This window comes from Prevotella sp. 20925_1_30 (assembly GCF_041433025.1).
Lineage (GTDB): Bacteria > Bacteroidota > Bacteroidia > Bacteroidales > Bacteroidaceae > Prevotella > Prevotella vespertina.
Genome location: NZ_JAPWAR010000001.1, coordinates 105,376 through 119,752 on the forward strand (window position 1 = coordinate 105,376; position 14,377 = coordinate 119,752).

9 protein-coding genes are annotated in these 14,377 nt (G+C 40.9%); 6 read left to right on the forward strand and 3 right to left on the reverse strand.

Going from position 1 to position 14,377, the window contains the following annotated elements:
- The first annotated feature begins 195 nt into the window (after positions 1 to 195).
- From O3603_RS00430 to O3603_RS00445, 4 genes are all read left to right on the forward strand, one after another.
- Complete coding sequence (locus tag O3603_RS00430) at positions 196 to 1,752, forward strand: DUF6377 domain-containing protein (protein ID WP_371519499.1); 1,557 nt, start codon at positions 196 to 198, stop codon at positions 1,750 to 1,752.
- A 787-nt stretch (positions 1,753 to 2,539) separates the two neighbouring features.
- Positions 2,540 to 4,834: a leucine-rich repeat domain-containing protein gene (locus O3603_RS00435; protein ID WP_371519501.1), complete on the forward strand. Its 2,295-nt coding sequence runs from the start codon at positions 2,540 to 2,542 to the stop codon at positions 4,832 to 4,834.
- The gene (locus O3603_RS00440) at positions 4,831 to 5,052 is read left to right on the forward strand and encodes a hypothetical protein (protein ID WP_009435550.1); all 222 of its coding nucleotides are present in this window, start codon (positions 4,831 to 4,833) and stop codon (positions 5,050 to 5,052) included. The genes O3603_RS00435 and O3603_RS00440 overlap by 4 nt, the downstream gene beginning before the upstream one ends.
- A gap of 129 nt (positions 5,053 to 5,181) precedes the next feature.
- Positions 5,182 to 8,520, forward strand: coding sequence for a glycoside hydrolase family 66 protein (locus O3603_RS00445; RefSeq protein ID WP_371519504.1), 3,339 nt, complete (start codon positions 5,182 to 5,184; stop codon positions 8,518 to 8,520).
- Positions 8,521 to 8,742: 222 nt separating this feature from the next.
- Here O3603_RS00445 and O3603_RS00450 read toward each other — a convergent pair whose 3' ends face one another.
- The 3 genes from O3603_RS00450 to O3603_RS00460 form a co-directional block, all read right to left on the reverse strand.
- Positions 8,743 to 9,246, reverse strand: coding sequence for a TIGR00730 family Rossman fold protein (locus O3603_RS00450; protein WP_371519506.1), 504 nt, complete (start codon positions 9,244 to 9,246; stop codon positions 8,743 to 8,745).
- 154 nt (positions 9,247 to 9,400) lie between these two features.
- A complete protein-coding gene (locus O3603_RS00455; protein WP_155714974.1) occupies positions 9,401 to 10,591 on the reverse strand; it encodes an FprA family A-type flavoprotein in 1,191 nt (396 codons plus the stop codon).
- 38 nt (positions 10,592 to 10,629) lie between these two features.
- The gene (locus tag O3603_RS00460; RefSeq protein ID WP_273540396.1) at positions 10,630 to 11,568 is read right to left on the reverse strand and encodes a carbohydrate kinase; all 939 of its coding nucleotides are present in this window, start codon (positions 11,566 to 11,568) and stop codon (positions 10,630 to 10,632) included.
- A 142-nt stretch (positions 11,569 to 11,710) separates the two neighbouring features.
- Here O3603_RS00460 and O3603_RS00465 point away from each other — a divergent pair, with 142 nt between their 5' ends.
- Positions 11,711 to 12,952, forward strand: a complete 1,242-nt coding sequence (locus tag O3603_RS00465; protein WP_371519509.1) for a M16 family metallopeptidase — start codon at positions 11,711 to 11,713, stop codon at positions 12,950 to 12,952.
- 134 nt (positions 12,953 to 13,086) lie between these two features.
- The gene (locus O3603_RS00470; protein ID WP_371519512.1) at positions 13,087 to 14,358 is read left to right on the forward strand and encodes an NAD(P)/FAD-dependent oxidoreductase; all 1,272 of its coding nucleotides are present in this window, start codon (positions 13,087 to 13,089) and stop codon (positions 14,356 to 14,358) included.
- The last annotated feature ends 19 nt before the right edge of the window (positions 14,359 to 14,377 follow it).

Sequence of the window (14,377 nt, forward strand, 5' to 3'; positions counted from 1 at the left end):
AGTCGCATGACTTATGCAGTTTTCTTGGGACTGACTTCATGCTGACATAAGTGTTGCGACTTGCCTTTTTCTCCCCTTTCTGATAGACTAATTCTCATAAAAAAGCAAACTTTTTTAACCCAAACATACTAAATACTCGAATGCTACGTATATATATTAATGAGAGATTTTAAGCCCAAATTAATCGTGATGAGAATGAGAAGAATCTTTATCTTAGGTGCATTCTTATGTGTTACCTCGCTTATGAAAGCACAGTTGTATGCGCCTACACTAGATGACCTTGATAAGGTTCTTGCTGCTTCGGGACAGTATGATAAGCAGTTTGAACATAATATTGAGAAGGTAAAAAAGCAATTTCATGCTGCCAAAACAAAGCAGAAAAGATACGACTTGACCGATAAACTCTTCAACTTATACATCTCTTATTCCGTCGACTCAGCCATTGTCTACGCTGAAAAGAAGCTACAACTGGCTAAGCAGATGAACAATAAAAGAGATATAGGGGACGCTAAACTCAATCTTGCCTACCTATTTATAAAAGGTGGACAGCTCAAGGATGCAAGTGACTTAGTTGAATCTATTCAACGAGATGAGCTTGTGCCGAGTCTTTCCTTTTACTATTTTTCAACACGAAAGACGCTCTATGACAACCTTGCCGATGCTGCCTTAACTCCATGGCAACGCAAACAATACACCCAACTAGCTGAAGTTTGCAACGATTCTATCGTTGACCATGGTACAAGAGTGGATATTTGGTCACGTGCAGAGAAGTTTGTTAACCATCATCAAGACGAACAGGCGAAGCAGATACTACTTGAGGCTTATGCCAAGTTAAAGCCTTACGACAGGCAGATGGGCTTTGTTGCCTACTCATTAGCAGAGATATACAGACGCCAGAAAGAGGTTGATGAACAAAAGAAGTTCCTCATTGCAGCCGCAATCTCCGATATTCACAACTCCGTTAAGGAATATCTTGCGTTACAGGAATTGGCTACCCTTCTCTTTGAAGAGGGCGATAACAAGCGCGCCTACGCCTATATGGGGCGAGCTTTGGACGATGCCGTCTTCTGTAATGCACGTCAACGTACAATCGCAATGGCTGATGTTTGGCCTGTTATTCAGAAGTCGCACGAGCGTGAGAGCGCCTCTCGAACACTTTGGTTAACAATAGGATTGATACTTATCAGTCTGTTGTCTGTATTCCTCATTGTGATGATATTCTATATTAATCGTCGCCTCAAAGAGTTGAAAGAAACCCGTAAGCTCCTCTCAACAACTAATGAGCAACTCAAGGAATCGAACCATATTAAGGACGAATACATCACTCGATTCCTTAGCCAATGTTCAATGTATATTGATAAACTCGATACTTATCGCAAGCATATCTATCGACTTTTCTCTGCTGGCAAACGTGCAGAACTGATGGAAACACTCAAGTCACAAGAGTTTGTCGATCGAGAGTTAGAGTCCTTCTATGCTAACTTTGATGAAACGTTCCTTGGGCTTTTCCCCAACTTTGTAGAAGACTTTAATGCCTTACTAAAGCCTGATGAGCAAATCATACCGAAGCAATCAAGACGTCTATCAACCGACTTGCGTATCTTTGCACTCATACGTCTTGGTGTGAAGGAAAACGAGTTGATCTGTTCGTTCCTGCGTTGTTCCAAGGCTACTGTCTATGCTTATCGCTCGCGTGTGCGCCTTAAATCATTATGTCCTGATAAGTTTGATGAACAGGTGATGAGGCTTTAATCGTATCTAACATTTGATAATTTAGATAATCGCCACAACTCTTATTATATGTAAAAGGGTTGTGGCGATATTCTTTTTGTCCCTTTTCATCGGTTAATTTAATGCCTCTTAGTCGAATGAAACATGCCCCTTTCTTATAGTGTAAACCATCAGTAATCATCGTGTAAACGCTCATACGTTATAAAAAATAATCTAATTTTATTAGAAGATTGGTTTGTTTTAAAGCAACTTTTAGACTATTTTCTTGTTCAAAAGAGTATCTTTAGAGATAGAAACGATATTCTTTAGCCATTTTAAATATGCTCTTTCATTATTGTAAATACCACTAGAAGCGTTCTTGTAAGCCTTTTCTATAAGCCTTACTTGTCAATTGTTTTTCTTAGAAATATAGTGTTTAACCTGTGAAGATAGTTTAATATCTCATTCATAAAAGTATTTGATTTTAGCTAAAAAACACTTGGTAATAGGTCTAATAACATTATGTTATACTTATAAAATCTGGCTTTTAGAAATTGCTAAGTACTTAATAATCAGTTATTATACCCTTTGAAGCATTTGTATCAATACAATAGGTATATTTAATATAAGCATATCTTTTTGTAACTTTGCACACGTAAAAAAAGCGAGAGAACTATTAATGTTATAAAAAGTTGACATGTGATCAAGGGTACAAAGAGGACTATTTTCTAGGATGTAATAATCATTTAAACATTTATTTATCACACGACATCCAGCCAATGCGTGCCTATCAATCACCAAGAAAACTTAAAATTAAAATTTAAAACAAATGAAGAGAAAATTACTTCTGGCGTTGTTTGCAATCATCTCACTAGGATGTTTTGCAGACTCTCAACCAACAGATGATGAGCGAAGAGCCAACCTGTTCGTCAACAATGGTATGCTGTTTAGTATCCAGAATTTCGCGGGTGTTTCCTCACAGGACAACACTGTTGAGTTCTGTGGTTGGACTGCTTTGACTGATTTGAGCACTGATGCAAAGAAGAATGCGGCTTTGGCTGATGCGCAGTTTAATGCCATTCGTAAGGTAGGAGAGATTACTATTCCTGAAACTGTAACAGCTGCTGTTACTTACAATGGAGTACTTCAGGGTAATGCTACTTATAAGGTTACCATGCTTCGTGCTAACCTTTTCCGTGCAGCAAGCTCTGGTGTTACAAGCCAGATTACTAAAATTACAATCCCAAAGACAGTCGAGCACATCGAATCACGTTGTTTTGATGAGTGTGTAAACATGACTGAATTTGTCATTGAGGGTGCTACTGATAATACTTCTCAGTTGAAGGAGATTGACTCACATGCATTCTTAAACTGTAAGAAGTTGGCGTCTATCACGCTTCCTAATTCGGTTACTTACTTAGGTGAAAATAATCCTAACTCTAGCGACGGTGGTGTGTTTGAAGGCTGTGAGTCGCTTACCTCTTTCACATTCCCAAGTAGTTATATTTCAGACAACTTGCCAAGTTTCACCTTCAAGAACTGTAAGAACTTAGCAACTATCAATTGGAATGGTTATAAACCAAAGCGTTTAAACAGCTGCGCATTCTGGGATTGCGATAAAATCACATGGTCTCAAATTCCTCAATCAGTAGAGGAGTTAGGCGATAACTGCTTCTATATCTGTGATGATTTGACGTCTGTTGACCTCTCAAGAATCAAGAAGATGGACACAGGTGTGTTCTGGGGGACACCTTTAACATCTGTTGAATGGCCTGCAGCAGTAACTGAAATTCCTGCAAATACATTCTGGGCTTGTGGTCAACTAACAACTATCAAAGGTATTCCTGGGCAGCCAGGTGCATGGGATAACATCACTAAGATTGGTGCAAATGCATTCAATATGTGTGCTGCTTTGACTACTATTAAGTTGCCAGCAGAGCTTAAGACAATTGATGCGCAGGCTTTCCGAAGCTGTGATCATTTAGCTACAGTAGACTATGGTACTAAGGTTGAAACTATCGGTGACGGTGCTTTCTGGTCTACTGGTGCATTGAAGAAGTTCTTCTTCAAGGGTTCTGTTAAGACACTTGGTGCTGATGCTTTCCGAGAGAGTGGACTTACTTGTGTTCACCTCAAAGGTGATATGACTATCGGTAAAGGGGCTTTCATGGACTGTAAAAGCTTGAAGTACGTAGAGTTCCCTGCTACATCTTTAGCTACTCAGCCATTGACTTATGTGGCAGAAAGCATGTTTGCAGGTTGTACAAGTCTGCCTTTCATCACTCTTCCATCTACTGTAACAGAGATAAAGGCTAACGCTTTCAATGGTTGTTCACACTTGAATTACGTTAATATCTTGGCTGAAACTCCAGCAACATTAACTACTAACGCATTCGATAACACACCAAAGAATATCTATGTAAAGGCAAGTAAGTTGTCTGCTTATCAGGCAAATACTGATTGGAATACACTCAACTTGAAGGATACTTACGAGCAGAGACTCGCTACAAAGTATGCTACTTTCACCCACGACTTCCCTGTAGACTTCGTTGCTGCTAATGGTCGTGATGCTATGGAAGCTTACGTAGGTAAGAGCACATACAAGGTTACGCAGCCAACAAAGATTCAGAAGATATTGAAGATGACAAAGGCTACTTCAATCGCAGCCAACGAAGGTGTTATCCTTGCAGGTACACCTGGTACTACTTACACCTATCGTATCGCAGAGTCAGCTGTTGCTAAGCTTGCTGATAACAAGGTAATGCCAGTTCGCGAAGATACTCTTCTTTATCAGACAGAGACAGACGGTAAGAGTAACTGGACACTACAGTCTGATTATAAGTTGCACTTAACTCAGGACGCAAAGACCATCTACTGTGGTAGAGCTTACGTTCATGAAACCAACGAGACAGGTGTTCAAGGAGCAAAGTCAGTAGTCTTCGGCTTAAGTCTTGACGATGAAGATGGTAATATGACCAACGATGCTACAGGTATCGAAAGCATTGATGCAGCAGGTAAGGCTGATGATGACAATGTTTACTATACCATTTCAGGTGTTCGAGTAGTGAACCCAACAGAGAAAGGTGTATATATTAAGAATGGCAAAAAAGTTATTGTACGATGAAAAAGAACTATGTTAGTCCTGTCACAGAACAGGTAGAGATAAAGCTAGAGAAGCATTTGTTAGACTTGTCATTTGATGATACTCCAGCAGATCCAGGTACTGCTCTCGGTAAGAAACATGTATTTGATGACATGGACGATGACTATTCAGATAGAGTGAATGTAACATCAGGTGGTGACGTATATGTGGGTAACCGCAGGTCACTATGGGATGATTAAATATTAGAACTAAATTTATATTGAAAGGGCATTGCCACGTGTCTAGCCTAAAGGGGTTAGTGTGTGGCGATGCTTTTTATATTTAATAAGGTGGTAATTCATCATAGTTTTAATGAGAAAGGATAATTAATGAGATTGAAACGATTACTTTTTTTGTGTACAGCATTACTATCGTTTACAACGTCGTTTGCTGATGATTTTGTGCAAAATAGCATTAAATACACAACTAGTTCGGATAAGACTGTGACGTTGGTGGATGGTAAGTCTACCAGTGGTGACGTTGTAATACCATCCAGTGTAAGGTATGGTAAAAATGATTATGCGGTCACAGTCATTGAACATAATGCTTTCCAGGGGAATAACTCGATTACATCTGTGATTATTCCTAGTTCTGTTAACAGTATTGGTTATAGTGCTTTCAACGCTTGTAAGAACCTTCGTTCCGTAACAGATGCGTCAAGCAATGCTAATATGCAGGGCTATGAATACACTGATTGTACCAATCTTCAATCGGTAACATTGTCAGGTTCCTTACAAACGATTGGTTATCGTTCCTTTGCCAACACTGGGTTAACATCCTTGGTGTTGCCTGCCAATGTGAAAGAGATTGGTGGACAAGCCTTCCAAGATTGCCAACATTTGACACAGGTGCAGTTTGATAGCCGTTTAGAAGTTATCAAGGATCATGCCTTTAAGCAGACGGGACTTATTACTTTGGAGCTTCCTAGTGGTGTTAATGAGATTGGAGAATGGTCGTTTGAAGGTTGTCAAAACTTGAAGAAGGTGGTCTTGCCACTTCGAGCAACAGCCTTAGGAACAGGTAGTTTCTTCCATTGTACATCATTGGAATCAGTTGTTATTCCAGGTAATATCACCACTTTCAATGACAATACCTTTAATGGTTGTAGCCGTTTATCGGCTGTTTATTATTTAGGTGATAACCAACCTAGCATTAATCAATACACTTTTGCGGGTGTTGATAACAAATTCAACTTCTATGTGAAACCATCTGCTTTGGCAAACATAAGGGGTGTTGCTTATATATCAGATAAGGTGAAGGATAGCTTCCCCTATCAACAAAGAAGTAAGTATGCCACCTTCTCAAGTGAATTTGCAGTTGATTTCGCTTCTGTGAATGGCTTGAAAGCATATATAGCAAAGGGTGTTGGTGAGAATAACTCAGTCAACTTGCTTCCTATTACGACTGCTGGTGCAGGTACTGGACTCGTTATTGAGGCTACACCAAACACTGTTTATCAACTCCGTTTGGCTGATAATGATACTCACTATGACGACAATGCACTCCATGTAGCAACTAGTGAGATTGCCAACAATGCAACGATTCAGCATAAGGCTGACCTTACTTACCTTTCTAACCCAGTTGATTTGACAACTGATAAGGTACGTTATGAGCCTAATAGCACTGTTACTTTCACAACTAAGTATGCTTTCCCAGATGGAGCAAAGGTGCGTTATCTACATGGAAATAAGGTTGTTGCCACTGCAGATATCAGTGGAAAGACCTCATGGACATGGAAGGTTCCTGCTGACAACTTCACTGGTTATCTTGCAGAAGTTTATACTACAGTAGGTACAACTGACAATGTTTATGCAACAATAGGTATTGATGTCTCAACGGAATGGGGTCGTTTCCCACGTTATGGATTTGTTTCTCACTACGATGCAAGCAAGACGCTAGATAAGGTAAAGGGCGAGGTTGCTATGCTCAATCGCTATCACATGACTGGTATTCAGTTCTATGACTGGCAGTGGCAACATCATATTCTATTCCCTCAAGACTCTACACATTGGAAAGATATTGGTTTGCGTAATGTCTATAAGTCGTCAATAGATAACTACATCAACCAGTTGCATGGTGTAGGAAGCAAGTGTATGTTCTATGACTTGATATATGGTGTGACTGGAAACATGAATGGCAACACACCAGAAACACCTGACAATCTTGATAAAGACGGCGTTAGCAGTGATTGGGGATGGATTGACTTGCATGAAAAGAAAGGTGGTGGTTACGATCTCCATCAGTATCAGTATCCTCTTGGTAGTTGGCCGAGCATATACGTAATGAACCCTGGTAATCAGAATTGGGTAAACTATCTTGCAGGTTCTATTAATAAGGTTTATCAGAACTTTGGCTTTGATGGTTATCACATCGACCAGTTGGGTCATCAACGTGATGCTTATTACGTTAACTTGAAGAGTAAGAAAGTGAACGGAAAGAAGGTTTATACTGATGGTGACCGCCGTAACACGAATGACTTTGAGGGCTATTTTGCTAACTTCATCAACCGCATGAAGGCGGATAACCACAATAAGTATCTTGTGATGAACGCTGCTTCAAGCTTCGGAGGACCAAACATTGTGGGTACAAAGAACGTTGAATTTGGTTATAATGAGATGTGGGGAGGTGACGACTACTACTGGAATTATCGCAAGATCATACAGGATAACCGTCGTAACAATGGTAAGAACACCTTTAATACAGTGTTCGCTGCCTATTTGCATTGCCGCAATGGTCGCCCAGGAGAGCTTCGCTTGAGTAGTGCTTTGATGGGAGAAGCTACAATCTTTGCCCTTGGTGGATCAAGAATAGAGCTTAGTGGAGATCACATGTTGTTCACGGAATACTTCCCAGATGACACTCGTCCAATGTCAAGTAAGCTGCAAAAGTCAATCATTCACTACTATGATTTCCTTACAGCATACGAGAATTACTTGCGAGATAACAATGCGGAAACAACTGTAAGTATGACGATGGATGGCAAGCAAGTGGCAGCTTGGGATCTCTCTAACCCTGATCCAAGTCTAAACGAACATCCAGAGAAGCAGACAATAGGACCTAAGCCTTACATGGTGAACACTTACAGCACCAAGAAGGGGGATGTTACAACAATCCAGTTGTTGAACTATAGCAATGTTTCAAGGGACAACTTCAATATTCGCGACTTGTCAGAAACAATGCCATTGCCTAATGTCTTGAACAATAAGAAGATTGTACTTGACGATGCGCAGCCTGTTGCACGTATTTGGGTTGCTAGCCCTGACCGTCTTGGTGGTGCTCCACAAGAGTTAGACTTCACGCAGAGTAGCGGTAAAGTAACGTTTACCTTACCTTCTTTGGAGTATTGGACAATGGTTGTTGTAGAGCATGGTCCGAAGTCAGTAGACAATAGTTCTCGTATTAAGAACTATGTCTTGAGTGGTGAGAGTTTCTCTTTGGCACAGCAGAATAGCCTTGTTGCGGGTGATGTTTATTTGTCTTTCCCTGCTTCACTTGTGTCAGCAACGACAAACGTAATGCCTTTGAAGATGGTTACAGAAGGTATTAAGAGCCTTACTAATGTGTGTGGCAATAGTTCAGATGACTATTATACGTTATCAGGAATAAAGCTACAAAAGCCTTCGAAAGGTGTTTACATTCATGATGGTAAGACTATTGTTGTGAAGTAAAGTAAACCATTAGATTGATAAATCCCCCTCTTTATTGTGTGAAACAATAGAGAGGGGGACTTTTTTATAGTCATTTATTAGAGTGAATTGACACGCAACTTGAAGTACAGTTGACGTGTAAGTTAGAGTACAATGAACCTTTAAGTTAAAGTACAACTAAGCTTTAACTTAAAGTAGGATTGTCGTTTAACTTAAAGTATAATGATCGTCTAATAATGGTTCTTAAAAGTCTTTTATCTCGATGAAATCGTGATAATTTCCACGAATCATATTACGCTTTTGTAAGTCGTCTAATAGTGCGATAAGACTATTCCAAAAGCCTTTCATATTGTATAGAACCACCTTTTTATGGTGATAGCCGATAGTGTTTGAGGCTATAATAGTGAAGACTTCATCGAGAGTACCTACTCCTCCTGGTAGTGCATAGAACACATCTGCACGCTCCATCATGATAGCCTTGCGGTCAGTGAGGTCTTCACAAGGGATTTCCACATCAACGTAATCACTCATTCTGCGCCCTTCCTCCATGATACGTGGGATGACGCCGATGGTTCGCCCACCAGCTTCATGAACGGCCTTACCGATACATTCCATCAGACCAGAGTTTCCTCCGCCATATACTAAGGTGTGCCCATTCTCGCCAATCCATCTTCCCAACGTCTCAGTTAAGCGAAAGTAGTCTGGGGCGATATTGTTATTTGCGGAACAAAATACTGCTATTTCCATCTAATTACCTATGTTTGTTTGTGTACAAAGATACTAAAAAAACATGAATCGAGTGTGTTATATCAATGTTGCCTTCGTCTTTTATTCTATTAAAAAAAGGTTCGCTAAGTGTGATTAGCGAACCTCTTATAAGATCAATGGATGAGTATCAGTTTTATTCAGCCAATAGCTTAGCAGCCATCTCACGTCCTAAGCGAGCACATTCAGCCTTGATTTCTGGTGTGAGAGCCTGCTTCATCTCAACAGGTTCGCCCACCTTCTCGAAGTGGAGATGATTCTCATTCCATTCCCCGATAGCTGCAACCGCCTTTGAAGCCCATGAGTAAGAGCCGAACCAACCGATGTAATGGTTCTTAATGTCACGATTGGCAACCTCTTGGAGTAGTACGTCCATCTCGTGATAAAGCCCTGCATTGTAAGTAGGAGCACCCACGATGAGACCACGGAAGCGGAAGATATCTTGAAGAATGTAGCTGTGGTGCGTCTTTGATACATTATAAAGACGAATGTCCTTAACGCCTGCTAAAGATGCTGCACGTGCTATTTGTTCTGCCATTCGTTCGGTATTCCCATACATTGTACCATAGCAGATGACCAAACCAGGGTCTGTTTCATACTTTGACATGCGGTCATATAAACTGATAACTTTATCTACATACTTATGCCAAACAGGTCCATGTGTAGAGCAGATATAGTCTATGTGAATACCAGCGAGCTTCTTCAAAGCATTCTGAACAGGTGTTCCATACTTTCCAACGATGTTTGAGTAATAGCGAACCATCTCTAACCAGCACCAGTCGGTATCAATCTCTTGATCGATGAAACCGCCATTTAATGCACCAAAACAGCCGAAAGCATCGCCTGTAAAGAGGTGAGATACCTCACCTTTACATAATGTCATCATTGTTTCTGGCCAGTGAACCATAGGTGTCATAAAGAACTGTAAGGTGTGAGCACCTAGTGAGAGCTCTTCTCCGTTCTTAACTTCTATGGTGTTATCTTTGATTCCGTAGAAGCCAGACATCATGTCGAAGGTCTTCTTGTTACCAATGACTTGTATGTTAGGATAGTACTTCTTCAATAGAGCTAACGATCCAGAGTGGTCAGGCTCCATGTGATTAATGACGAGATAGTCAATCTGTCGGTCGCCCAAAACCTCTCGGAGTTTTTCAATGAACTGTACGAAGAAGTCTACCTCAACGGTATCAATAAGGCAAACCTTCTCATCGTCGATGAGATAAGAGTTGTAACTAACACCGTAAGGCAATGGCCACAAGCCCTCAAAGAGAGCTTTGTTCCGATCGTTAACGCCTACGTAATAAACTTTATTGGCAATTTCTATCATTTTTATATCATGTTTAGTGTGGTCTGTTCGGGTGTGTTTTAGGAATGAGAGAGCTTCATTTTCTCTCCAAACTCCTTGCTTACATAGTTGAAGATGTCCTTACAACAATCAGCAGAGAAGGCTAAGGCACATTCAATCACCTTGTCCCATTGTTCTTCCGTTAAGCCCCTTTCGAGGTCAGCACGTGTAATACCATGTTTCAAGATACCGAATATAATACCTGCATTGAAGTTATCTCCAGCCCCGATGGTACTAACAACATTCGTGTTAAGAACAGCGTATGACTTCTTAAAATCACGTCCTCCACGTATCTCTACAGGTTGACTTCCGTGTGTATAAACAAATTGTTTGCAATAGAAAGAAATCTCTGCATTGTACACCTTATCGGCTTCCTCCTTTTTATAAAGCGTCGCAAAATCCTCATGACTACCCCGAACAATGTCAGCATAATCGAGGTTCTCTATCAGATTAGGTGTTATCTTGATGACCTCATCCTTATGTGCTAATCGGAAGTTAACGTCATAATAGATGATAGCTCCACGTGAATGAGCATAATCAAGAAGTCCCATTACTTGTGGACGTATAACTGGATTCACCGCATAATACGATCCAAAAAGTACGATGTCATCGGGTTGTATATCTGGATAAGTAAACTCTAGTTGGTCATGAGGGTGGTCTTTATAAAAGATGTATTCGGCATCATTGTTCTTATCAAGGAATGCCAATGATACAGGAGACTTCGAGTCTGGGAATATACTGACGTTGTCAGCATTCACACCATTGTCTTGTAAGAACTTAATGATGTATTCTCCAACATGGTCATTACCTGCTTCTGAAATGAACGTGACGTCCACTCCACACCGACCCAATGAAGTGATAGCATTGAAGGTAGAGCCACCTGGCACTGCTTCCACTGGTTTATTATCCTTGAAGATGATGTCTAAGACTGTTTCACCTATACCTATTACTTTCCGCATTTGATTGTGAATTACAATTGTGTTCCACTTTAGTTGTGCAAATATAGTGTAATTTAAGCGGACTACAAAAAGTTTCTCTCTTCTTTTTTTATTGGTCGCCAAAGACGCTTACTATATCATTCTTTTTTCTTACTTTTGCACTATGATACACTATCAAACGGCAGTTTTGGATAACGGACTGCGTATTATCGCTCTTCAAACAGCCTCACCTGTGGTTTATTGTGGCTACCAAATCAATGCAGGGGCAGCCCATGAGCAGTCGAACGAGGAGGGAATAGCACATTTCTGTGAGCATGTTACATTCAAGGGTACGACTCGTCGCACCGCTTTAGACGTCATAAACTGTCTTGAGGAGGTGGGAGGTGATTTGAATGCATTTACCACTAAGACCGATACGGTGTATTATTCTGCTATCTTGAAGGAACATCTTCCAAGGGCGATAAGCCTTCTTACGGATATAGTCTTTCATAGTGTCTATCCTCAGAGGGAGATTGATAAGGAGGTGGAAGTCATCTGTGACGAGATAGAATCGTATAACGACAGCCCTTCTGAACTGATATATGATGAGTTCGAGAACCTTATCTTTCATGGTCATCCATTGGGGCATAACATCTTAGGGGCGTCAGAACGTGTGAGAAAGTTCACTACCAAAGATGCACTTCACTTCACGCAGCAACATTACCGACCTGATAATGCTGTCTTCTTTGCCTATGGCAACGTTGATTTCAACATACTTCTGCAACTCTTGTCACAAGAGAATGGCACAAATGTGACCATGGTTGGCGAACTTGATAAGCATTTGGAGAAGCCATTGCCAGTATTGAGTGCATACGAACCACAGACAATTAAGATTGACAAACACACTCATCAAGCACATGTAATGATTGGTAATCGTGCCTATGCAGTGCATGACAAAAGGCGAATGGCACTCTATCTCTTGAATAATATATTAGGTGGTCCAGGTATGAGTGCACGTTTGAACCTTGCATTACGCGAACGGAGAGGGCTGGTGTATACGGTAGAAAGTACGATGGTAAGCTATTCTTCAACTGGATTATGGAGTATTTACTTTGGTTGTGACGCACAAGACGTGGATGAATGTATGGCTCTTGTACGTGCAGAATTAGACCATTTCATCGAGAAACCATTGACTGATTCAGAGCTAACAATAGCCAAACAGCAGATTAAAGGACAGATTGGTATTGCCTGCGACAACCGTGAGAACCTTGCACTCGACTTCGGTAAGGGCTTCTTGCACTATGGTTGGAAGAAGGACATCACGGCTCTTTATCGTAATATTGACGCTATTACGGCAGAGGAGATACAAGCTGTTGCACAAGAGTTATTCGTTGAAGAACAACTTACGAAACTAATTTACGAATAGGAATTTATAGATATGAAACAGAGGTGTTTGACGTTTTTTTCTTTGAAAAAGGGATTGCTGTGGCATGATATTCTCTGTTTACTTTAATATAGGAATTAGCTAACAAACATACATAACATAAATAATGCAGGATAATGAAAGCAAACATTGCGCATACAGATAAGCAAAGAGTCGTTATCGTTGGAGGTGGACTAGGTGGATTGGAATTGGCATCTAAGTTGGTTGATAACGACTTTCAAGTGGTCTTGATAGATAAGAATAACTATCATCAGTTCCCTCCTTTAATTTATCAAGTGGCATCAGCAGGACTTGAGCCAAGTAGTATCTCGTTTCCATTCCGCCGTATCTTCCAAGGAAAAGACGATTTCTTCTTCCGCATGGCAAAGGTAGAAGCTGTGGATACTGCGGCTAAGAAGATTCAAACATCAGTGGGTGAGATACGTTATGACTACTTGGTTTTGGCTGCAGGAGCGAAGACAAACTACTTTGGAAACAAGGATATTGAGGCAACAACACTCCCGATGAAGACGGTGGGAGAGGCTATGCGCCTTCGTAATACCATCCTTCGTAATCTTGAGAAGGCTGAGACAGAGGATGATCCTGCACGCAAACAAGCTCTTATGAACATCGTTGTTGTGGGTGGAGGTGCCTCTGGTGTGGAGATCGCAGGTGCTGTAGCCGAGATGAAGAAGAATATTTTGGAGCGTGATTACCCTGATCTTGAGGCCTCACAGATGCACATTTATCTTGTTAATGCAGCTGATAGACTTCTTTCGGCAATGGATCCTGCATCCTCTGCAAGGGCTGAGCGCGATTTGAAAGGGCTACATGTGCATATTCGTCAGCCGCAGTTTGCAACAGAGTATAAGGATGGTATCTTGAAAACAAGTGCCGGGCTTGAGATTCCTGCAGAGACAGTTATCTGGGTGAGTGGTATTTGTGCGAACACTATCGAGGGTTTGCCGAAGGAAAGCATAGGTCATGCTGGTAGAATCCTTACCGATCGTTTCTGTCGTGTGAAGGGCTTACAAGATGTTTATGCTATAGGCGATCAGAGTTTGATAGAGGGCGATAAGGAGTATCCGTTAGGTCATCCTCAGTTAGCACAAGTGGCTTTGCAACAGGCAAAATGTGTTGCACATAATCTTAAAAACCAGTTGAAAGGACAGGAAGAAAAGCCATTTAAGTACAAAAACCTCGGTGTTATGGCGACCATTGGGCGCAATCATGCAGTTGCAGAGATTAATGGTCAAAAGTTTGGAGGATTCCCTGCTTGGTTCTTGTGGTTGGTAGTTCACCTTCGTTCTATTCTAGGAGTAAAGAACAAGACATTCATTCTCTTAAACTGGGTTTGGAATTATTTGAATTACAAACAGAGCCTGCGTCTGATACTGAAAGCCAAGTAAATCTTTCAGTTCAGCAGTC